This is a genomic window from Leucobacter albus, from assembly GCF_039528015.1.
GTDB lineage: Bacteria > Actinomycetota > Actinomycetes > Actinomycetales > Microbacteriaceae > Leucobacter > Leucobacter albus.
Genome location: NZ_BAAAKZ010000013.1, coordinates 117,175 through 136,521 on the forward strand (window position 1 = coordinate 117,175; position 19,347 = coordinate 136,521).

Below are 19,347 nucleotides of genomic sequence, written 5' to 3' on the forward strand. Positions count from 1 at the left end.
CTATCGGGGCGCAGCTGCGGCAGCCGCAGCGGTGGCGGGAGCCTCCTACGCCGCTTGCGCGGCCGCAGCAGCCCGCGCGGCGGCCGGCAGCGCCTCCGCGACGCGCCCGATCACCCGGTCGTCGTGGGCCGCGCTCACAAACCAGGCCTCGAACGCGCTCGGCGGCAGGTTGACGCCGCCTGCGAGCATCGCGTGGAAGAACGCCCGGTGCGCCGCGGTGTCTTGCCGCAGCACATCGTCGTAGTTCGCGGGCGCGACCGGGTAGTCGCCGAACAGCACGCTGAGGAGGGTGCCCGCCCGCTGCACCCGGTGCGCGACCCCGGCAGCGGTGAGCGCGTCTTCTACCTCAACGGCGAGCGCGTCGGCGGCAGCGGCGAGGTGGTCGTAGACGGTGGCGTCGGCGTTTCGCAGGGTCGCGAGCCCGGCGGCAACGGCGAGCGGGTTTCCCGACAGGGTGCCGCCCTGGTAGACGGGGCCGAGCGGGGCGAGCTGCTCCATGAGGTCGCGCCTGCCGCCGAGGGCCGCGAGCGGCAGCCCGCCGCCGACGACCTTGCCGAAGGTGAAGAGATCGGGGCGCAGCCCGTCGGGCATCGTCTCGCGTTCAATGCCCCAATACCCAGCGCTGCCCGCCCGGAACCCGGTGAGAACCTCGTCGGTGATGACGAGGGCCCCGTGCGCGTGTGCTGAGCGGATGAGGCCCTCGGTGAAGCCCGGGTCTGGCGGGAGGATGCCCATGTTCGCCGCGGCCGACTCGGTGATGACGGCGGCGATCTGACCCGGGTGCGACTGGAACGCGTGCTCGAGCGCTGCGAGGTCGTTGTAGGGCAGCACGAGGGTCTGCGCCGCGGTCTCGGCGGTCACGCCCGCCGACCCGGGAAGCCCAAACGTCGCGAGCCCGGAGCCTGCGGCCGCGAGCAGGCCGTCGGAGTGGCCGTGGTAGTGGCCTGCGAACTTGATGACGAGGGGCCTGCCGGTCGCGCCGCGTGCGATGCGGATCGCCGTCATGGTTGCCTCGGTGCCCGTCGATACGAGTCGCACAAGCTCAACCTCGGGCATGCGCCGAATGATCTCATCGGCAAGCTCGTACTCGCCCGGCACCGACGCGCCAAACCCGAGCCCATTCGCGGCGGCCTGCTGCACCGCCTCGACGACCGCGGGGTGCGCGTGGCCGAGGAGCGCCGGCCCCCAGGCGCCGACGAGGTCGACGTACTCGGTGCCATCGGCGTCGGTGACGCTCGCGCCGCTGCCGCGCACGAAGAACCGTGGCGTCCCACCCACCGAGCCAAAGGCCCGCACGGGCGAGTTCACGCCGCCGGGGATCACGGCGGCGGCGCGCGCAGCGTACTCGGCGCTCAGCGCGGTCGGTGCGGTCGGTGCGCCTGGCGCCGTGGGTGCGCCAGGCGCGGTCGTGGCGGATCCTGAACCGCTGATGCCCTGCGTGACGCTCATCGGATCCACCCCGCAAGCTCGGTCGCGAAGTAGCTGAGGATGGCATCGGCCCCCGCGCGCTTGATGCTCAGCACCGACTCCTCGATCACCCGTTGGCGGTCGATCCACCCGTTCTGGGCCGCCGCCTCGATCATCGCCGCCTCGCCCGAGACCTGGTAGGCCCACACGGGCACGCTGCTCGCGTGAGCCACGTCAGCGAGCACATCGAGGTAGCTCATCGCGGGCTTCACCATCACGATGTCTGCGCCCTCGGCGATGTCGAGTTCGACCTCGCGGAGGCCCTCGCGCCGGTTGGCTGGGTCCATCTGGTAGCCCTTGCGGTCGCCGGTGAGCTGCGAGTCGACGGCCTCGCGGAACGGCCCGTAGAACGCCGAAGCGTATTTAGCCGAGTACGCGAGCAGCGCCGTGTCGGCGAACCCTGCGTCGTCGAGCGCTCCGCGAACGGCGGCGACCTGGCCGTCCATCATGCCCGAAAGCCCGAGGAGCTCGGAGCCAGCCTCGGCCTGAGCGAGCGCCATCGCCCGGTACCTGTCAAGGGTGGCGTCGTTGTCGACTCCAGCCCCGTCTGCGGTGAGCACGCCGCAGTGGCCGTGGTCGGTGAACTCGTCGAGGCAGAGATCGGTCTGCACGACGAGCGCGTCGCCGACCTCCTCGCGCAGGGCGGCCGTTGCAACGTTGAGAATGCCCTGCGGGTCATCGGCGGCGCTCCCCCGGCCGTCGCGTTCGGCAGGGATGCCGAACAGCATGACGCCACCGACGCCGGCCGTCGCGGCCTCGGTTGCGGCCGCGCGCAGCGAGTCGAGCGTGTGCTGCGCAACGCCGGGCATGGAGCCAATGGGGGCGGGCGCGCTCAGGCCTTCGCGCACAAACATCGGGAGGATCAGGTCGCGCGGGTGGAGCCGTGTCTCGGCGGTCAAGCCGCGCAGGGCCGGTGTGGCGCGGAGGCGGCGCGGTCGGATCATGGGGGTCATTCGGTTGGTCCTTCGGTATCGAGGTCTCGGCTGCGCTCTGTGGCGCGGTCGGGGCTGGGTTCTGGGGGAAAGCTCGGGGCGGAACGTGGGGTATCGCCTGGGGTGCAGCCTGTCGCGGCGCGGGTGTCGTCGCCGGCGCCGGTGCCCGTGCCGGTGCCGGTTCTGGTGCCCGTGCCGGTGCCGTCGCCCGGAGATCGCCTCGCCGCAACATAGTCAGCAAGTGCTGCAACAGCGCCCTCTCCGGTGTGCACCGTGGCGACGACCGCTGCTGGCATTTGCAGCCGCGCAAGCTCGGCCGCGGTGGGCTGCCCGATCGCGACGACGATGGTCTCTTCGGGGAGCGGGCCGAAGCGCGCGGCGAGCGCCCGAGCCCCGGAGGAGCTCAGCACAAGGACTGCGCCGAGCAGCGGCCGGAGCGCTGCGTCGGCCTCGGGGTCGGCGGGTGCGGGCAGCGTGCGGTAGGCGGTTACGCGTTCTGGCGCGAGCCCGGCGGAGCTGAGCCCGAGCTCGAGCGTCGGCTCGGCGAGGTCCGAGAGCGGCAACAGCACTCGCCCGTTCCCGCCCGGCTCCGCGAGGATCGTCGCCGCCAGGTGCTCGGCGAGCCGGGAGCCCGTGAACTCCGCAGGGATCAGATCGACAGGGAAGCCCGCGGCGGTGAGCGCCGCTGCGGTTGCCGGGCCGACGGCTGCGATGCGGGGCGGTGCGCCGGTCTCTTCGGGGGCCGTTGCACGGGCACCAGCACCAGCAGCAGCAGCAGCGCGATCCGCACCGCCCGCCGGCCCCCGAATCACACCGCCAGCCGTTGGGTTCGCTCCCGCCGCGACGAATGCGCGCGCGCCGTGCGCGCTCGTGATCGCGACCCAGTCGTAGGTGCCCCGGTTGAAGCCCTCCGCGGCAGCCGCGAGCGCCGCGGGGTCTCCGGGCGGGTGCTGCTCAATGAGCGGCACGAGCGCTGGTTCGCCGCCCAGGCCGCGCACCGCCTCGGCGATCCGCTCCCCCGCCCCGCCGCCGCGCGGCACGAGCACACGCAGCCCCGCGAGCGGCCCCGCGGCGGCCCCACCCGGGGCGGGCACCGCGCGGGTGCCGCCGGGGACCGGCACCGGGCGGGCACCGGCTGGCGGCGGGGTTTCCGCGCTCATCGGGATCCCCTGAGCGGCGCGAGCTCTTCGGCGCCGCGGGCGAGCAATTCTGCCGCGACCTTGCGCCCGAGTTCGGTGGGTGCGCCGCCGTCTGGCATGCTCGCGTCCCACTCCGTCGTCGCCTGCGCGGTGAGCTGTTCGCTGCCGTCGAGGCGATACACCGTGGCAGACAGTGTCAGGGTGCCGCCGTCGACGGCGGCGGTCGCCCCGATCGGTGCCGCGCAACCCGCTTCGAGGGTGCCGAGCAGGGCCCGCTCGGCGATCGCTTCGGCCCGCGCGATCGGGTCGTTCAGGGCGTGAAGCGCCCGCCGCATGAGCGGCTCTCCCAGATCGGCCTCGCGCGCCTCGATCGCGAGCGCCCCCTGCCCTGGCGCTGGCGGGGCGACGTCGAGCGGAAAACGCTCCGAGATGGCGACGCCGCGGCCGATGCGGTCAAGGCCCGCTGCGGCGAGTACGACGGCGTCGAGATCGGCCTGGATTCGCCCGAGCCTCGTGTCGACGTTGCCACGGATGTCCGAGACGTCGAGGTCAGGGCGGCGCGCGAGCAGCTGCGCGGCGCGGCGCGGTGACCCGGTGCCCACCTTCGCGCCGGCCGGCAGCGTCGCGAGCGTGAATCCGTCGCGCGCGCACAGGGCGTCTCGCGGATCGGCCCGCACCGGCACCGCGCCGAGCGAGATGCCCTCGCACGGGCCTGTCGGGAGATCTTTCAGCGAGTGCACGGCGAGATCGCATTCGCCAGCGACAAGGGCTTCGCGCAGCGCGCTCACGAACACCCCGGTGCCGCCGAGCTGTGCGAGCGGGGCGCGGGACACGTCGCCGTGCGTCGTGATGATGACGAGCGCGACGTCGGCTCCGGTTGCCTTCGCGATTGCTTCGGCCACCGTCGTCGTCTGGGTGACCGCGAGCGCGCTCCCGCGGGTGCCGATGCGCAACAGCCCGGGGCGCGGGGCGAGCGATCCTTCGGCACGGGTGACGCTGCCGGGGGCGACGTTGCCGGAGCTGGTCGCGGGGGAATCGGCGGATACTGCGGTCATGCTGGTGGTACCGGGCTTTCAGTTGCGGAAGATGAGCTGGATGGAGGTTCTGAGGTCGCGGGCGGTGTCTTGGCTGGCCCTAGGCGGGGTTCCCCCGCCAGGCTGGCCAGCAGCGTGCGGGCGGCGGATCGGGCGCCGGGGATCACGGAGGCAAGCCCCGTTCCCGTCACCCAGTCGCCGGCGAGGGCGATGCCCGCGGGCGGAGTGAACCGCGGGTCGGGGCCCGGTGGGGTGCCTACGGCCCAACGCTGCCGTGCCCAATCTCGCACGCGCTCAGGGGCAACTTCGACGCCGAGGATGTCGGTGGCGTCGCTGCAGGCAAGCCGCAGCGCGTCGGCGTCGGCAAGCGCTGCGGTCTCCGGGGGTCTGCCCACTCGCCCGTAGGAGAGCCGCACGATGTGCGTGCCCGGCCCGGCGAGTTCTGCCCGGTCTGGCCATTTCGCGGTCACGTGTGTGAGTGCCTTGGCCGCGATCCCCAAGCCGTCGGTGACGAGCGCGCCGGTGCCGCGCGGGGCGGCGTCGAGCCGCGGGTCGGCGATCGCGAGCGCGACGACCTCGATGTCGTGTTGGGCGGGCGGTTGCTGCTGCGCCCCGCAGAGCGCCGCGGCGACGGGCTCAGGCACAGCGAGCAGCACGGCATCGGCGCGCTCGAGCGTCTTGCCGACCTCGTCGCGGAGGGTCCACTGCGGTGCCACCGGCCTGCCAGGCTGACTGGGAGTATCTGAGATGCCCCTCGTCAGTTCGGCGACGCGGGTTCCCGTGCGGATCACGCCGCCGCACTTCAGCACGTCGGCGACGAGCGCGTCAACGAGCGGCGTCATTCCACCCGCAAGCGCCGCGACCTGGCCGCCCGCGGCGCTGCTTGCTGCCCGGAGCTGAGCCGCGGCGCGCACGAGAGACCCTGTGCGGTCGTAGGCGGCGGCGAGCCCGGGAACCGCCGAGACGAGCAGCCGATCTGGATCGGCTGAGTACACCCCGAGCGCGATCGGGCGCACGAGGGTGTCGAGCACCCGGGCACCCAGCCGGCGCCGAACGAGCTCCCCCACCGTTGTCGTGGCGGTGTGTTCCGTGTCACGTCTCCGCAGCGGCTCGGCTGCTGCCCGCAGGGCGCCGCGAACGCCGATGTGCGCGACGACTCGGCCGCTGAGCGGGCGCGCCGGAATGCCGAGGGCGCCGCCGGGCGGAAGGGGCATCGCGCCGGATGCGCCGACGATCCACGACCCGAGCGGCGCGGGCCGCACGATCTGCCCCGCGAGCCCGAGCTCCGAGAGGAACCCCTCGACTTCGCCGCCGCGCGTCGCGAAGGCTTCTGCCCCGACATCGAATGCGCCGCCAGCGAGTGGTGCCGCGTAGACGCGGCCGCCGAGCCGGTCGTCGCGTTCGAGCACGGTGACCCGTGCCCCAGCGACGGCGAGTTCGCGCGCGGCGGTGAGCCCCGCGACACCGCCACCAACGACGACGACGCGGGGCGCTGCGATCTCGCTAGCCGGCATGCGCGAGCTGCACGATGCGCGTCAACACGTCTGGGTCGGTCTCGGGCGGGACGCCGTGCCCGAGATTGAGGATGTGCGCCGGGGCGTGCATGCCCCGCGCGAGCACGTCGGCCACGTGCGCCTCAAGCACCTCCGCTGGCGCGCCGAGGAAGGCCGGGTCGATGTTCCCCTGGAGGGGCATGCGCCCGCCGAGCCGTGCGCTTGCCTCGTCGAGCGGGAGCCGCCAGTCGACGCCGACCGCGTCGGGATCGAGCGCCGTCAGCTCCTCGAGCAGGTGCCCGGAGCCGACAGCGAAGTGGATCACGGGAACCCGAAGCGTTGCGTCGGCTTCCCAGGGGTGCGGGTACGTCAGTTCACGGGCGAGGCTCAGCGCCCGCCTCGAGGCGGGTGCCACGTGCTCGCGGTAGGCGGCGACGCTCAGAGAGCCAGCCCACGAGTCGAAGAGCTGCACGGCGCTCGCGCCCGCCTCGATCTGTGCCTCGAGGAAGACCGCGCTGAGGTCTGCCGTCCAGGCGAGCAATTCGCGCCACGTGTCGGGGTCGGATTGCATGAGGGTTCGGGCCCGCAGGTGCTCCCTGGAGGGGCCGCCCTCCACGAGATACGCCGCGAGTGTGAAGGGGGCACCGGCGAACCCGATGAGCGGCGTCTCCCCCAGCTCGGCCGCGGTCAGTGCGACGGCCTCGCGGATCGGGCCGAGTGCCTCACGCAGCCGCTCCGGGGTGAACTCTGCCCGGCACCTCGCCACATCGGCTGCCGTGCGCACCGGTTCGGCGAATACTGGGCCGGTGCCCGCGACGAGGTCGACGTCGACCCCCGCAAGCAGCAGGGGCACGACGATATCGCTGAAGAACACCGCGGCGTCGACCCCGTGCCGGCGCACTGGCTGCAGCGTGATCTCGCTCGCGAGTTCGGGGTTCAAACAGGCGTCGAGCATACGATGTTCTGAGCGGAGTGCTCGATACTCGGGAAGCGACCTGCCCGCCTGGCGCATGAACCAGACGGGGGTGCGTTCGGGGCGCTCGGCGCGGAGCGCGCGAACGAGCGGGGAGCCGGTGGTGCGCCCCGAGACAAGTGGGTGGGTTTCGCTGAGAAGAGTCATCGGACGAGATAGTAACCCATAGATCTGATGTGATAGATCAGATGTGCTCAGGTTCGCGTGATTTGCTTAGCTTTCGTACCCGATCCACCGGCACGAACACAGAAACGCGCATGCTCCTTTCTCTTTCTTTCAGCCTCGACCGCGCCCCGTTCGAGCTACTTGAGCAACTCTCAAAACGTTCGACGGACGTGGCCGCCGGTCTCGATGACCCGACGCTCACCGCGGGGTCGGTCGTTGTGGCGACCTGCAACCGGTTCGAGGTGTACGTCGAGACGGGACCAGATCGTCACGCCGCCGTACTCACACGCGTTGCGGCCGCCGCTGGCCTTGACTCCTCCCAGCTGAGCGACATCGTCGCGGTGTCGACTGAGCACGAGACTGCCGAGCACCTGTTCGCCGTCGCCGCTGGCCTCGAATCTGCCGTCGTCGGCGAGAGTGAAATCGCCGGTCAGGTGCGTCGCGCGCACGACGACGCCCGCGACCGAGGCACCCTCACCCACGACCTCGAGCACCTGTTTCGCACAGCAACGAGAACGTCACGCGAGGTCGGGCACCGAACAGACATTCGTTCTGCGGGCAGATCTCTCGTGCGTCTCGCGCTGCGCATGGCCGAGTCACGCGTCACCGACTGGGCGGGCGCGAACGTGCTCCTCATCGGCACCGGCGCGTACGCCGGCGCCACGGTCGCGGCGCTGCGGGCGCGCGGCGTTCAGACGATCCATGTGTATTCCCCATCCGGTCGCGCCGAATCCTACGCAGCCGAGCACGAACTCTCCGTCACCCCGCAGGGTGGGCTGTCGGCCGCACTGACGGCGGCCGACCTTGTCGTTGCCTGCACCCGCGCCGAGGAGCCCGTACTCACCGCGGAACTACTGCGGACAGCACCCGCCGCCGCTGCCAGCCCGGCTGACTTTGACCCCACTCTCGCTGTCACCGCTCGCCCGCGACTACTCATCGACCTCGGCATGCCCCGAAACATCGACCCCACCGTGGCCGAGCTCCCGGGTGTCGAGCTCCTCGACCTCGAAACGATCTCCAAGCACGCCCCCGTCGCCGAGCTCACGGCAGCGGCCGAGGCGAAGGAGATCGTGTACGAAGCGGCGGCCGAGTTCAGCGCCTCCCGCGCAGAACGCGAAGCACTCCCGGCGCTCCTCGCGCTGCGCACGCACGTGATGGGAATCCTCGAAGACGAGCTCTGCCGCGCGCGCACCGCAAGTTCCACGGCAACGGGCACGGGTGCAACGGGCACGGGTGCAACGGCTCGCACTGACGCCTACAGTGCCGGCACCGGCACCGGCGCTGTCAGCGCGCCAGGCCCGGCCCCGGAACCGTCGGCCGCCGAGGTCGAGGCGGCGCTCAGGCGGTTCACGAGCAAGCTGCTGCACACGCCGATGACCCGGATCCGCTCACTCGGGCGCGAGGGGCGCGTTCCCGACGCAGCCGCTGCGCTCGAGACGCTGTTCGGCATTCACCCGGGCGGCGATCACTAGACCAAGCTTTCCGACAAACAGCGCGCCTAGCGCGAGAGTGGGGCGCTCAACGCAGCTCCCGCGTAGCTAGGCGCTCAGCGCTTCTGCGACGCGGGCGCGCACGATCGCGTGGATTTCGTCGGGCGTGCCCGAGGCGTCGACGACGAGGAACCGCTCAGGGGATGCCGCGGCGAGCTCATGGTACGCGCGACGCACCGACTCGTGGAACTCCTGGCGCTCGGCCTCGAGCCTGTCGTCGTCGCGAGACGCGCGACGCGTTGCGGCGACCTCGGGCGCGAGGTCGAAGAGCACGGTCACGTCTGGCCAGAGCCCGCCGGCAGCCCACTCGCTGATGCGGCGCACCTCGTCGACATCAAGTACGCGACCCGCGCCCTGATAGGCGAGGGAGGAGTCGATGTAGCGATCCTGCACGACAACCGCGCCGCGTGCCAACGCCGGGCGCACGACCTTCGCAATGTGCTGCGCGCGATCGGCGGCGTAGAGCAGTGCTTCGGCGCGCGGATCCACATCGCCGATTTCGTCGCCGCCGTGCAGCAGCAACCGGCGCACCTCGACGCCGAGCGGCGTGCCGCCGGGCTCACGCGTCCGCACAACCTCGCGACCCTCGCCCGTCAGCCACTCCTCGAGGAGCGCCGCCTGCGTCGTCTTGCCGACACTGTCGCCGCCCTCGAGCGTGATGAACATGCTCACCTACTCGGCGGCCTCGGCAGCCGCAGCCGCCTCGGCGGCCTTCTTCGCCGCGTTCGCCTTGCGGGTCTCGGCGGCCTTCTTCGCGGCGGCGGATCGCGCAGGGTCGACGGCCTTCGCCTCACCGGCCTTTGCGGTGCTCTTCTTCGCAGGGGCCTTCTTCGCTGCTGGCTTCTTCGCAGGAGCCTTCTTCGCGGGGGCCTTCTTCTTTTTCGCGGGGCCCTTCGCGCGCTTGATCGCAAGCAGGTCGATGGCGCGCTCGAACGTGATGTCTTCGACCGAGTCACCGCGCGGGATCGTCGCGTTCGTCTCGCCGTCGGTGACGTACGGGCCGAAGCGGCCGTCCTTCACCTTCACGGGCTTGCCGCTCACGGGATCCGCATCGAATTCCTTGAGCGCCGCGCTCGCCTTGCGCGCACCGTACTTCGGCTGCGCGAGCACCTCGAGGGCGCCGGGCAGGTCGATCGAGAAGATCGCATCCTCGCTCGGAAGCGTGCGGGTCTCGGTGCCCTTTTTCAGGTACGGGCCATAGCGGCCGTTCTGCGCGGTGATCGGGTCGCCGGACTCGGGGTCGTTGCCGACCGTGCGCGGCAGCCCGATGAGCGCGACGGCGGTGTCGAGGTCGACGGTCGCCGGGTCCATCGACTTAAACAGCGATGCGGTGCGGGGCTTTTCGCCCTTCGGCAGCTCCTCATCCTCGTTCGGGAGCTCCTGCACGTACGGGCCGAAGCGGCCGTTCTTTGCGATGATGCGCTTGCCGGTTTCGGGGTGGAGACCGACGACGCGATCTTCGAGCGGCTCCGCGTCGGCGAGTTCGTGCGCGCGGGCAGGCGTCAACTCGTCTGGTGCCATTCCGTCGGGAATGTTCACGCTGCGTGGCTTGAGCTCGCCGTTCTCGTCGACCTCGCTCTTCTCGTCGTACACCTCGAGGTAGGGGCCGTACTTGCCGTTGCGCAGCGAGATCTGGTCGTCGATCTTGATCGTGTTGATCGCGCGCGCGTCGATCTCGCCGAGGTTGTCGACGACGCCTCGCAGGCCCGGGTGGTTGTCGCTGCCGAAGTAGAACTCCTTCAGCCACGCGGAGCGGTCGGTCTGGCCCGCGGCGATCTCGTCGAGGTCGCTCTCCATCTCAGCCGTGAAGTCGTAGTCGACGAGCGCCGCGAAGTGCTCCTCGAGCAGCCGCACCACTGAGAACGCGATCCAGCTCGGCACGAGGGCCTGGCCCTGCTTTGCGACGTAGCCGCGATCCATGATCGTCGACACGATCGCCGAGTAGGTCGAGGGGCGGCCGATGCCGAGCTCCTCGAGGCGCTTCGTGAGGCTCGCCTCGGTGTAGCGCGGCGGCGGGCTGGTCTCGTGCTTCTTCGCCTGCGGCTCGTTGATGCCGAGCTGCTGGCCCTCGGCGAGCTGCGGCAGCGACACATTGTTCTTCTCGGCGTCGCCGCGCTTCTCATCTTTGCCCTCTTCATACGCGAGCATGAAGCCGGGGAAGGTGATGACGGTGCCGCTCGCGGTGAACTCGGCGTCGGTGCTGGCAGCGCCCTCTGCGATCGCAACTCCGAGCGTGACCGTCGCGGTCGAGCCCTTCGCGTCGGCCATCTGGCTCGCGACCGTGCGCTTCCAGATGAGGTCGTAGAGTGCGAATTCGCCCTGGGTGAGCTTGCCCTTGAGTTCGCTCGGGCGCTGGAACACGTCGCCGGCGGGGCGGATCGCCTCGTGCGCCTCCTGCGCGCCCTTCGACTTGCCGGTGTAGACGCGGGGCGCATCGGGCACGGTCTCGGCGCCGTAGAGCTCTGCCGCCTGCGAGCGCGCGGCCTGAATCGCCTGCTTCGAGAGCGTCGGCGAGTCGGTACGCATATAGGTGATGTGACCGTTCTCGTACAGCGACTGCGCGAACGACATCGTCTGGCGCGAGCTGTAGCGGAGCTTTCGCGACGCCTCCTGCTGCAGCGTCGAGGTCGTGAACGGCGCCGCCGGGCGACGCGTGTGCGGCTTCGTCTCGAGCGAGCGAACCGCGGCCTTCGGGCCTGCGTCGAGCGCCGCTGCGAGCACCTCGGCGCGGGCTCCGTCGAGCGCGATCGCTCCGGCCTTCACCGCCTTCGGGCTCAGCGCCCCCGAGTCATCGAAGTCGCCGCCCGAGGCGACGCGCTTGCCATCAAGCCGCACGAGCTTCGCCTCGAACGGCACGCGATCGATCGCGTCCTCAGCGGGCGCGAAGCGAGCATCGATGCTCCAGTACTCGGCCGAGGTGAAGGCGAGTCGCTCGCGCTCGCGGTCAACGACGAGGCGGGTGGCTGCGGACTGCACGCGGCCCGCGGAGAGCTTCGGGGCGACCTTGCGCCACAGCACCGGCGAGATGTCGTAGCCGTAGAGCCGGTCGAGGATGCGGCGCGTCTCCTGCGCGTCGACGAGCGCGATGTCGAGGTCGCGCGTGTTCGCCTTCGCCTCTTCGATTGCTTCTTTGGTGATCTCGTGGAACACCATGCGGTGCACGGGAACCTTGGGCTTCAGCACCTCAAGCAGGTGCCACGCGATGGCCTCACCCTCGCGGTCCTCATCGGTTGCGAGCCACAGTTCCTCTGCGCCCTTCAGAGCTCGCTTGAGCTCGGTGACCGTTTTCTTCTTGTTGTCGTTGACGACGTAGTAGGGAGTGAAGCCATCTTCGACGTCGACACCGAACTTGCCGAACGGGCCCTTCTTGAGCTCGGGCGGCAGCTCCGAGGGTTCCGCGAGATCTCGGATGTGGCCGACTGATGCGACGACTTCGTAGTCGTCTCCGAGGTACCCACCAATCGTGCGCGCCTTGGTCGGCGACTCCACGATCACAAGCTTCTTGCCCACGGCACTCCAATTTCTCGCTTTTATCCCGTACACGCGATTCGTCGCGCAGGGCTCCCTGCACCGCAACGATACACACTGTCGGGTGAGAATCTCTCATTCTCCTCGCGCCGGGCGCCACCAGACCAGATTATTCTGGCGCAAAGGGTATTCTTTAGTTCTCTCAGCCACCCACATAGAGGTCAGATACGTGAGCGCTAGTTTCTTTGCCCTGCTTGACGACATTGCTGTACTCGCCCGTGCCGCCGCTGCTTCGATCGACGACGTTGTCGCTGGGGCCGCGAAGGCCTCGGCAAAGGCTGCCGGCGTAGTGATCGACGACGCCGCAGTATCGCCGCAGTACGTGCAGGGCCTCACGCCCAAGCGAGAGCTTCCCGTTGTGTGGAAGATCACGCGCGGCTCGCTCATGAACAAGGCGATCATCATTGCCGCGATCATGCTGCTCAGCGCCTGGGCCCCGTGGGTCTTCCCCTGGCTCCTCATCCTCGGCGGCACGTACCTCGCGTACGAGGGCGCCGAGAAGGTGTGGCACTGGATCAGGCCGGCACACGCCGAGAAGGGCGGCGTCGAGCAGGTCGTAGGGCGCACCGAGACCGACGAGAAGCAGATGGTCTCGAGCGCGGTGCGCACCGACCTCGTGTTGAGCATCGAGATCATGCTGATCTCGCTCGCCAATATCGAGGCCTCGACCTGGGGGATTCGCCTCGCAACCCTCATCGTGGTCGGCCTGCTCATGACCGTGGCCGTCTACGGCACGGTGGCCCTGCTCATTCGCATGGACGACGTCGGGTTCTGGCTCATGCGCAAGCCAGCACGGGCGCTGCAGGCGATCGGCAGCGGGCTGGTCAAGGCGATGCCGTGGGTGTTTCGGGCCCTCACGGTTGTCGGAGCGCTCGCAATGCTCTGGGTCGGCGGCCACATCTTGCTGGTAAACCTCGGCGAGGTCGGCTTCAGCGCGCCGTATGACGTGGTGAGCTCGATCGTGCACGCCGTGCACGCGCCGGGCATCGTCACCTGGTTCATCGACTCCGGGCTCTCGGCGGTGTTTGGCTTCGCGTGGGGAACTGTCGTCATCGGCTTGCTCGCTGTCTTTGCCCGGCTCCGCTTCAAGCGGCCAGCCGCCCGGTAGCCGGCCACTCGATGCAGCGTGGACGGGGCTGCCCCCACGGTGCCGTCGCACGCGAGGTTGCTCTCACCAAACTCACAGCCACTCTGCCCCTGACATTTTTCGAAGATTCTGAATAGGGTTGGTGACGGGGGGGGGCAAAGCACGCCGAGAGGCGTGTAGGAAGCAACCCAACGCAAAGAGGAATACGCATGCGTATTGACCCATACACAGTGGTCGGCCTAACCCCGACATTTCAGGCAATCACAGATCGGGCTCAGATTTCGGCCAATCTCGATCACATCGAGGAGTTGGCGGCTGCCGCCGTCAGCACCTCTACCCTCGATATTCCCGTCAGGCTCCTCGCCCTCCCCGAGGGCGCGCTGCAGGGCTTTGGCGATGAGTCGGGCGATGTCGATCACACGGAGTACGCGACGACGTGCGCCATCGACATACCCGGGCCAGAGACAGACCGGCTGGGCAAACTCGCGAGGAAGTTCAACGTCTTCATCATGGGCCAGGCCAAGGCCCGCCACCCGGAGTGGCCGAAGCTGTTCTTCAATATGGGGTTCGTCATTTCGCCGGAGGGCGAGATCGTTCTCAAGCACTACAAACTCGATTCGCTGCTCCCGGTGGAGCGCTCGGTATCGCCGCACGATCTCTTCGACTGGTGGATTGAGCGGTACGGCCGATCGCTCGACGCGTTCTGGCCGGTCGCCCGTACCGAGATCGGCAACCTCGGAATCATGATGGCGATGGAGGGGATGCGCCCCGAAAACGGCCGCGGGCTCGCCCTCAACGGCGCCGAGGTCGTGTATCGGGCCTCGTTGCCAACGCCGTTCGCGGCGAACGATATCTACGAAATCACCAACCGCGCGCGGGCTGTTGAGAACAACTTCTATGTCGTCGCGCCGAACATCGGCGGGGAGCTATCGCGGGTGAGCCCGGGAGTGAGCATCGACGCCGGCGGTGGCCGGTCGATGATCGTGAATCACCAGGGGAGCCTGGTCGGCAAGCAGTTCGACAGCAACGGGTCGACGTTTGTCTCTGGCGTAGTCGATGTCGGTGCGCTGCGGTATCACCGCGATCACGCGCAGATTTCGAACTGGCTGAAAGATGTTCGCACCGAGATGGCGCAGCTCATCTACGAAAAGCCGATCTACCCGAAGAACCGCTACCTCACTGCGATTCCGCCGCATCACGCCGAGTTCAGGGAGACCGTCATCGAGGCCCAGATCGCCAAGATGCACGAACTCGGCGCCTGGGTTCCCTACGAGTAACAACCACGGGCGATGCTGGGCCACGCGCCCACACGGTTATTTGGCGATGAATTTTTAAGAAAACAGGGTAGAGACACATGAAACAACGAACACATTCGGTCGCCGCGCTGCTCGTCGCGGGCGCATCGGTGCTCGCGCTCGCCGCGTGCACGGGGCCGACACCAACAGCGCCACCGACGGTCACCTCGGCGATCTCGGCCGGTGACACGGTAAGCCTCGACGCGGGCAAGATTCGGGGGTCGGTTGACGACGGTTACCGCTACTTCCAGGGCGTTCCGTACGCAGCCCCACCCACGGGTGAGCAGCGCTGGTCGACGCCGGAGCCCCCGGAGAAATGGGCGGGCACGAAAGACGGGACCGCGGTAGCCTCGCGCTGCATTCAGGCCCCGATGACCCTGCCCGGGCTCGATTCGGGCGCACCAGAGAGCGAGGACTGCCTGACACTCAACGTCTCAACCCCGCTCGACGCTCATGCGTCGAGCGACTACGGCGTGCTGTTCTGGATTCCGGGTGGCGGGTACCTCGTCGGCAGCGGTGACAGCTACGGCGGCAAGACGCTCGCGACCGAGGGCAATCTTGTCGTTGTGACAATTAACTATCGTTTGGGCCCGCTCGGTTGGTCGTCAGACCCACACCTCGATGCCGACGGTGACGGCGCGAACGCTGGCAACTACGGCCTGCAGGATCAGCTCGCCGCGCTCGCCTGGGTGAAAGAGAACATCAGTGAGTTCGGCGGGAACCCCGAGAAGATCACCGTGGCGGGAGAGTCAATGGGTTCGCAGTCGGTCTGCAACGTGCTCGCCGCCCCAGAGGCAGCCGGGCAGTTCCAATCGGCCATTGTGCTCTCGGGTCCGTGTATCTCGTACGGCGCGACAACGGCGGCGACGAGTAGCGCTTTCAGCGAATCAGTCGGCTGCACCACGACGGGCGCAGACGAGAAGGCCTGCATGGACGCCCTGCCGGCAGAAGACCTTCGTGAGGGCCTCTCGGGGCCCGACCTCACGGTGGAGCCCGCACCAATGACCGCTGACAAGCTGGTCGACGCGATCCACGACATTCCGGTGCTCATCGGGTTCAACACCGACGAGGGCCGCTACTTTGCGAACCTCCACGCCGAAGAGCTCGGAGACGAGCAGGCCTACCGCGACTCGGTCGCGCAGGGCGTGACCTCAGGCGGTTTCACGGGAGACGTGCAAGAGTTGCTCGATCTGTATCCGAGTTCGAACTACGGCGGCGATATCTTGCTCGCCTACGCCGCGATGCAGACTGACCAGCAGTTCGTCTGCAATACGAATTATGCGAGCAGTCAGTTCAGCGTGAACAACCCGGTCTATCAGTACGAGTTCAGCGACGAGCATGCGCCGGTGCCGACCGGAATGGCCGAGGCCGTGCCGTCGAAGGCCTCGCACACGCTCGAGCTCCAGTATCTCTTCGATATGGAGGGGTACGAGCCGATGAGCGCTAGCCAGCAGGAGCTATCGGAGTTTATGGTCGATGCCTGGAGCCAGTTCGTGAACACCGGTAACCCGAACACACCGCAGAGCGACGGGTGGCAAACTTTCGCGGAGTCTGACGGCGGCCGGCTGCGGCTCAGCCCTGAGGGGCGGGAGATGGTAACGGATGACCCCGTCGCAGAGCGCCCCGGGTGCGTGTATTGGAGCGCGCAGAACGTCGTCTCAAACTAACCGCTCGCGCTGGCCCGCCGGTCAGTGCGCCGAGTGTAACGCCCGGGCGGCCGCTGGTTCGCGGCCGCCCGGGCGCATTGCCGGGCTCGGCATCGACTACGTCGACATCGCTTACGTCGACATCGCTTCGGGGAGCCACAGCGCTATGTCGGGGAAAAGGAAGATCAGCACAGCGAGCACCAAGATGAGAATCACGACGGGGAACGCACCCCGGAAGATCTCGGCGATCTTGCTGCCGGGAGACGACGCGCTAATGATGTAGAGCACGATGCCGACCGGCGGGGTGATCTGACCAAGCTCGATGAACAGCACGAGCAATACCCCGAACAGGTACGGGTTGAAGTCGACAGCGTGCATCAGCGGAATCACCACGGGCAGCGTCACAAACATCAGCGAGAGACCGTCGATGAACATGCCGAGCAGCACATAGACGATCGCCATTCCAATGAACAGCATCCACGGCGAAGTCATCACGCCGCTCGACGCAGCGATGACCCCGCGCACAACCCCCGACTGCACGAGTGCCGCGGAGAATACCTGTGCCCCGACCACGATGAACAGGAGCGCGGAGGCCACCTTTGCGGTCGCGATGGCCGAATCGACAAGCGCCTTCCAGCTGAGCCCCTTCATCAGAAACCCGAGCAGCACGGCCCCTCCCGCTCCGATCGCCGCTGCCTCCGTTGGGGTCGCGATGCCGGTGTAGATGGTGCCGAGCACGAGCCCCACGAGCACGAGCCCCGGGAGCATTCGCAACAGGGTAGCCGCCCGCTCTGAAGTGGTCGTGCCAATGCGCGCGCTGCTCGATGGCGCGAGCGACGGGTTCATGCGGGTGCGCACAAACAGGTACCCGCTGATCATCAGCGCCAACACGATTCCCGGCACAAGCCCCGCCATGAAGAGCCGGCTCACCGAGAGCTCGGCATACGCTCCGTACAGCAGAGCGGCGAGGCTCGGTGGAATGAGCATGCCGAGGCTGCCGCCGCCCGCGATCGAGGCAAACGACAGCTTCTTGTCGTAGCCGTCGCGCTCCATCTGGGGAAGCGCGATTCTCGCCATCGCAGCGGCAGTCGCGCTGCTCGAGCCCGACATGGCGGCGAGCACCCCCGAGGCCCCGATGTTCGCGTGCAGCAGGCTGCCCGGCACCTTGCGCAGCACGACGAGAATACCGTCGTAGAGCCGCTGTGTCAGGCCGCTACGCGCGATCACCTCCCCCATAAAGATGAACAGCGGCACCGCGGTGAGCACGAATGAGTTCAGCGTTTCCCACGCGATACTGCCGAGTGGCAGCGGCCGCTCCCAGCCACCGACGAGCAGCAAGAACACGACAGAACTGCTGACGAGCGCGATAGATACCCACTGCCCCGCAAGCAGCAGCACAGCGAGGAGTGCGATGATGATCAGCAGCGCTGCCGACCAATCCAGTCCAAACATTGTTGTTCCTCTTTTCCGGTGGTGCTAGCTCGAAGAGACCGCCGGCACCGGTGCCGGAGCCGCGCGCGGGCCGCAGATCTCGATGACGAGGTCGAGGACCATCTGGACAATAAATAGGAGCAGCCCGGCGCAGAGCACGGCCTGCGGAATGAAGAGCTCCACTCGCAGCACACCAATCGACACGATGCTGTGTTCGTAGGAGTTCAGCGTGGTCTTCAGCGAGAACCAGAGCATCAGGCAAACGGTCGCAATCGAGAGGGCCTTGATGACGATGCTCCGCACGCGCTCGGCACGGCCTCGAAACCTATCGAGGAGCAGGTCCATGCGAATAAACGATCCGTCTTGGTAGGCGAACGCGAGCCCAAGATAGACAAGACCTATTTGCAAGTAGTTCGCAGCCTCACTCACGCCCGAGAGCGACAGGATGCCCAGGTTACGCAGCAGCACGTCGACAATCACGATCACGACGAGCACGAGTAGGCAGCCCGCGCTCAACCATTTTGAGAGCGCCGCGGTTTTCTCGCTCAACCGAAGTATTCGATTCATAGTGTTCCTTCGTCAGGGGGGGCGCGGCTGCCGCGGGAGTCGCCGAGGCAGCCGCACGTCACCCGGGCTATTTTCCGAGCGCTCCCCGGAGTGAGTGAAGCGTCGCGACTCCGTCATCACCCGCGAGGGCCGCCGACCATGCCTCCCAGCCGGCCTCTGCGATGCTCAGAGCCTGCTTGCGGTCTGCATCTGAGGGCGTCACGACCGTGACGCTGTGTTCTTCGGTGAGCGACTGCTTTGCGGCATCGTCGGCGGCCTGAAAGTGCTCTGAAGTCTCTGCGAGGTACCGCGCCGAGACCTCCTCGAGCCCCGCACGAGATTCGGCGGGCAAGCCGTCGAGCACCGACGTATTGATAATCGTGTACTCCGAGAGCATGCCGAGGTCGAGCATGAACACCCAGTCGATCTCCTCGGCCCACCGCGAATTGACGGTGTCGGCCGTGCTGATGATCGCGTCGATCACGCCCTGCTGGAGCGCGCCGCCGACCTCCGCGGTCTCGATCGTGACCGGGGTCGCGCCGATGCCGCGAATCCACTCGGTCCACTCGGGGCCGGTCTGGCGAATCTGCAGGCCGGCAAGATCGGCGATCGACTCGGGCACTTTGCCCGAGCCGAAGATGTGCATTGTTGGGTAGCCGTACGACCACAGCTCGGTAGCGCCGTACTTCGACAGGCACGGCTCAAGCGCACTCGACGCGCTCTCGCTCATGGCCCGCCATTCTTCCCCGTCGGTAACCAGCATGGGGAGCCCGAACACACCCGCGAGGGGGCATTCGCCGCTCGCAAACGAGCTCAGCGACCCCGCAAGATCGACGCTGTGATCGCCAACGCGCTGCACGTACTCCGAGGGCTTATAGGGCAGCTCGCCCTCGGGGCGAACAAGGAGGTCGAGCTCCCCATCAGTCGCCGCACGGACATCGTCAGCAAACTCGACATAACGCTGAGTGTAGGCGCTTACTGGCGACCCGAAATACGCGAGATCGAGCTGGCCGCTCGCGCCGGCCGAGCCCCCCGCCGGGCCCGATGCGCACCCGGCGAGGAGCGCGATGGCCAGGGCAGCAAGCCCGCCGCGGGTCACGAGATTCTTCTTCATAGTTACT

Annotated in this window: 15 protein-coding genes; 4 read left to right on the plus strand and 11 right to left on the minus strand. The window is 68.3% G+C overall.

The window, feature by feature from the left end; genetic code table 11:
• Window positions 1-45: 45 nt before the first annotated feature.
• From hemL to hemE, 6 genes are read right to left on the minus strand one after another with little or no spacing between them, the layout of a single operon-like run.
• Window positions 46-1,449 (minus strand): glutamate-1-semialdehyde 2,1-aminomutase, encoded by a 1,404-nt coding sequence (gene hemL, locus ABD115_RS13675; protein WP_343961777.1) that lies wholly within the window; start codon window positions 1,447-1,449, stop codon window positions 46-48.
• The gene (gene hemB / locus ABD115_RS13680) at window positions 1,446-2,420 is read right to left on the minus strand and encodes a porphobilinogen synthase (RefSeq protein WP_343961779.1); all 975 of its coding nucleotides are present in this window, start codon (window positions 2,418-2,420) and stop codon (window positions 1,446-1,448) included. The genes hemL and hemB overlap by 4 nt, the downstream gene beginning before the upstream one ends.
• Window positions 2,417-3,559, minus strand: a complete 1,143-nt coding sequence (locus tag ABD115_RS13685; protein ID WP_343961781.1) for a uroporphyrinogen-III synthase — start codon at window positions 3,557-3,559, stop codon at window positions 2,417-2,419. Before ABD115_RS13685 ends, hemB begins: the two co-directional genes overlap by 4 nt.
• On the minus strand, window positions 3,556-4,593 hold the full coding sequence (gene hemC / locus ABD115_RS13690) for a hydroxymethylbilane synthase (RefSeq protein ID WP_343961783.1): 1,038 nt from the start codon (window positions 4,591-4,593) through the stop codon (window positions 3,556-3,558). Before hemC ends, ABD115_RS13685 begins: the two co-directional genes overlap by 4 nt.
• Window positions 4,590-6,086: a protoporphyrinogen/coproporphyrinogen oxidase gene (locus tag ABD115_RS13695; RefSeq protein ID WP_343961785.1), complete on the minus strand. Its 1,497-nt coding sequence runs from the start codon at window positions 6,084-6,086 to the stop codon at window positions 4,590-4,592. Before ABD115_RS13695 ends, hemC begins: the two co-directional genes overlap by 4 nt.
• Window positions 6,076-7,185, minus strand: a complete 1,110-nt coding sequence (gene hemE / locus ABD115_RS13700; RefSeq protein ID WP_343961786.1) for a uroporphyrinogen decarboxylase — start codon at window positions 7,183-7,185, stop codon at window positions 6,076-6,078. The genes ABD115_RS13695 and hemE overlap by 11 nt, the downstream gene beginning before the upstream one ends.
• A 110-nt stretch (window positions 7,186-7,295) precedes the next feature.
• On the opposite strand from hemE, the gene ABD115_RS13705 reads away from it, so the two are divergent.
• Complete coding sequence (locus ABD115_RS13705; RefSeq protein WP_343961787.1) at window positions 7,296-8,675, plus strand: glutamyl-tRNA reductase; 1,380 nt, start codon at window positions 7,296-7,298, stop codon at window positions 8,673-8,675.
• 66 nt (window positions 8,676-8,741) lie between these two features.
• On the opposite strand, the gene tmk is transcribed toward ABD115_RS13705, so the two are convergent.
• Window positions 8,742-9,359: a dTMP kinase gene (gene tmk / locus ABD115_RS13710; RefSeq protein ID WP_343961789.1), complete on the minus strand. Its 618-nt coding sequence runs from the start codon at window positions 9,357-9,359 to the stop codon at window positions 8,742-8,744.
• A 6-nt stretch (window positions 9,360-9,365) separates the two neighbouring features.
• Window positions 9,366-12,203, minus strand: coding sequence for a type I DNA topoisomerase (gene topA / locus ABD115_RS13715; RefSeq protein WP_343961790.1), 2,838 nt, complete (start codon window positions 12,201-12,203; stop codon window positions 9,366-9,368).
• 187 nt (window positions 12,204-12,390) lie between these two features.
• Here topA and ABD115_RS13720 point away from each other — a divergent pair, with 187 nt between their 5' ends.
• The 3 genes from ABD115_RS13720 to ABD115_RS13730 all read left to right on the plus strand — a co-directional run bounded on the left by ABD115_RS13720 (window position 12,391) and on the right by ABD115_RS13730 (window position 16,270).
• Window positions 12,391-13,329 carry a DUF808 domain-containing protein gene (locus ABD115_RS13720; RefSeq protein WP_343961792.1) on the plus strand — a complete coding sequence of 313 codons (939 nt, stop codon included), beginning with the start codon at window positions 12,391-12,393 and terminating at the stop codon, window positions 13,327-13,329.
• A gap of 188 nt (window positions 13,330-13,517) precedes the next feature.
• Complete coding sequence (locus ABD115_RS13725) at window positions 13,518-14,585, plus strand: nitrilase-related carbon-nitrogen hydrolase (protein ID WP_343961794.1); 1,068 nt, start codon at window positions 13,518-13,520, stop codon at window positions 14,583-14,585.
• Between the two features lie 77 nt (window positions 14,586-14,662).
• Window positions 14,663-16,270 (plus strand): carboxylesterase/lipase family protein, encoded by a 1,608-nt coding sequence (locus tag ABD115_RS13730; protein ID WP_343961797.1) that lies wholly within the window; start codon window positions 14,663-14,665, stop codon window positions 16,268-16,270.
• Between the two features lie 111 nt (window positions 16,271-16,381).
• On the opposite strand, the gene ABD115_RS13735 is transcribed toward ABD115_RS13730, so the two are convergent.
• From ABD115_RS13735 to ABD115_RS13745, 3 genes are all read right to left on the minus strand, one after another.
• Window positions 16,382-17,701, minus strand: coding sequence for a TRAP transporter large permease (locus ABD115_RS13735; protein ID WP_343961799.1), 1,320 nt, complete (start codon window positions 17,699-17,701; stop codon window positions 16,382-16,384).
• 24 nt (window positions 17,702-17,725) lie between these two features.
• Window positions 17,726-18,247, minus strand: coding sequence for a TRAP transporter small permease (locus ABD115_RS13740; RefSeq protein WP_343961801.1), 522 nt, complete (start codon window positions 18,245-18,247; stop codon window positions 17,726-17,728).
• A gap of 67 nt (window positions 18,248-18,314) precedes the next feature.
• The gene (locus ABD115_RS13745; protein WP_343961803.1) at window positions 18,315-19,340 is read right to left on the minus strand and encodes a TRAP transporter substrate-binding protein; all 1,026 of its coding nucleotides are present in this window, start codon (window positions 19,338-19,340) and stop codon (window positions 18,315-18,317) included.
• Between the last annotated feature and the right edge of the window lie 7 nt (window positions 19,341-19,347).